The following is a 2,326-nucleotide window of genomic DNA, read 5'->3' as shown; positions in this document are numbered from 1 at the left end:
CAGCCACGTGATCATTCTGGCTGTCCGGTACGGCCCGGCGCAGCAACCAGGCGACACATCACAACAGGGCAAACCTTGCCTGATGCGGCACTAGCGTTTACCGAGGTGCCTGCGAGCGCCGTAACCAACCCTGACACGTCTCTGTCGGATGCAACTCAGACGTCGCTCGCCGAGATCGTCGAAGGCTATCTCCAGCAGCGAGCCGACATGCTCACCACCAGACCGCCCACGCTCCGAACCGCCGTGGCACACATCAAGGCCACGCGCACCATGGCTGCCCAGACGCAGGACGACTTGGCCGCGCTGGCCGCAAAGGGGGAGCGATACGAGAAAGTCGACGGTGGCTACACCAAGGCTCAGGTCGAGGTGAGCGTCACCGACGTCACCGTCAACGGACCGCAGGCCACGCTTCAGTTGACGGAAAGCACTCGCCTCTTCCTCCCCTTCACCCGGGAGGAAATCGACGACGGAGCACCGGAGTATGAGGAGCTATCCCTGCCTCATACAGTCGAATTCACGAAGGCCGAGGACGGCACCTGGCTTCTGGCTTCGGACAAGGCTCACACCGAAGGGGGCCCTACTCCGACCACGCAGGTCTCCGACGTCGATGCGGAGCCGGCGACGACGGATGAGGGAGGACCCGCAGACGAGAACGAGGGCAGTAAGGGCGGTGGATCCGCCATCACGCCGTCGGACGGCGCTGAAACCGGTCCCGGCACCATCAAGCCCGACGCATCAGTTCTGTACAACTACAGCAAGATGACCGCGTACGCGGACAAGTATTGGAAGAACCACAACTCCGCGTTCCGTACGTACAGCGGCAACGACTGCACCAACTTCCTTTCGCAGATCGTGCACGCCGGCGGCTGGAAGCCTGCCGGCAGCTCCCTGGTCCAGCGAACCAGCAACAAGTACTGGTTCTACGGTCCTGCCAACGCCATAACGTCCTACACCTGGAGCGGAGCCGAGAACTGGTACTGGTTCGCGACGAAGCACTCCAAGCGCACGAAGTCGCTCGGCAACGTGTGGGACCTGCTTGCGTCGGACGTTCTCCAGGCCGACTGGAATCGCAACAACGTCATCGACCACTCGATGTTCGTCACCAAGAGATACAACGGAATCCCCTACCTCACGTACCACACCTCCGACACCCACAACAAAAGCCTGAAGAAGCTCCTCTCCGACCATCGCAAGGCCTGGTGGTACGCCCACCGGACATGACAAGCTGCCGTTCCTCACAGGAAGAAGTAGGGAGCCCTGAGTGAACCGTCGCCACATCGCCGCCGTGGCGCTCGCATTAATGGCCTTGTCCGGCTGTTCGTCGAGCAACGACAAGGCCGCGCCTGCCGCTTCGTCGGGTGACGGCGCACGGCAGGCCGTCCACGACTACGTCACCGCCCTGAACACGCGCGACACCACTGGCCTCATCCGGATCGGTGGTGTCAAGGACGAAAGCTGGTCGCGGAGCGAAGCCGAGAAGATCCTTGCCGACAAGGGCGGACGGGGATGGAAGATCAGCCGGCTGGAGATCGGCCACGACATGGGCCCGGACGTGGGCAGCGCCCGGCTCGCAGTCAAGGACAAGGCGGGCCGGTCCATGCAGGACACCATCACGGTGACCCGGGACAAGGGGGTGTGGCATTTGACCATTTTCACTGGTCAGCCCGTAGACCCCGGTAAGTCACCGGCTGAGACCAGCGAGCGCTCCGCCTCCGGAAGCGACGAACCCAGGTGAGGAACGCGCAACGGCCCGCACTGTAGGCGTGCTGGGGAGAGCGGCGTCGTCGATGACAGCCCGGGGCGCTTCGGTCGGCACCGCGTCTTCCCGGATCCGGTCGACCACGGGCGCGATCGCGGTGTACATGCGCTGCGCCATGGGCCTGTCCTCGCGGCGTGCGAGCGGACCGTCGCCGATGTCCGTCGCGAGCTGGTCGAGGTAGTCGACGAGCTGGGAGCCGGTCAGGGTGACCTCGACGAGGCCGCGTTCGCCCTGCGCGACAAGGACGCCCCTGAGGGCGAGTGAGGGTGTGGCTCGCGCAGCGTTGAGCCACGGCCACATAAACGTGGATGGCTGCGGCGGGCACCGGCCGTGCTGCCGCAGCCACCTCGTTCTCAGGACCGGACGAACACACTCGGTCGACGCCCCACGACCACCTCCAGATCAGATCTCGGGGACAGGCCGGCCGACGCGCAGCAGGTCGATTACGAGACCAAGGCTGCGTAACGATCCACTAGTACTCCAGTGCGGTTTCGTGATCTATCCAGCAGGTTCGTGGGCGGATCGTCGTCGGTAGTGGCTGTGTCGGGCTGTTGCCTGGTGGCGTCT

Annotated in this window: 3 protein-coding genes; 2 read left to right on the top strand and 1 reads right to left on the bottom strand. The window is 64.3% G+C overall.

The genetic code is table 11. From position 1 onward, the window contains the following. Together ACFYXM_RS37070 and ACFYXM_RS37065 are read left to right on the top strand one after the other, a co-directional pair. A partial coding sequence (locus tag ACFYXM_RS37070; RefSeq protein WP_389296254.1) for an amidase domain-containing protein occupies nucleotides 1-1,221 on the top strand: 1,221 nt, incomplete at its 5' end. 40 nt (nucleotides 1,222-1,261) lie between these two features. Beyond that, on the top strand, nucleotides 1,262-1,735 hold the full coding sequence (locus ACFYXM_RS37065; protein ID WP_389296252.1) for a hypothetical protein: 474 nt from the start codon (nucleotides 1,262-1,264) through the stop codon (nucleotides 1,733-1,735). Here ACFYXM_RS37065 and ACFYXM_RS37060 read toward each other — a convergent pair. Beyond that, nucleotides 1,682-2,059, bottom strand: a complete 378-nt coding sequence (locus ACFYXM_RS37060; protein WP_389296250.1) for a hypothetical protein — start codon at nucleotides 2,057-2,059, stop codon at nucleotides 1,682-1,684. The two genes, ACFYXM_RS37065 and ACFYXM_RS37060, sit on opposite strands and share 54 nt — an antisense overlap. Nucleotides 2,060-2,326 lie beyond the last annotated feature (267 nt).

The sequence above is a fragment of the Streptomyces sp. NPDC002476 genome, assembly GCF_042889785.1.
Lineage (GTDB): Bacteria > Actinomycetota > Actinomycetes > Streptomycetales > Streptomycetaceae > Streptomyces.
This window is presented reverse-complemented; position numbering and strand designations above follow the sequence as displayed.

Bases quoted from the DNA above. Each gene is read 5' to 3' on its own strand.
- ACFYXM_RS37060 (WP_389296250.1), bottom strand. From the start codon at position 2,059: ATGTGGCCGTGGCTCAACGCTGCGCGAGCCACACCCTCACTCGCCCTC.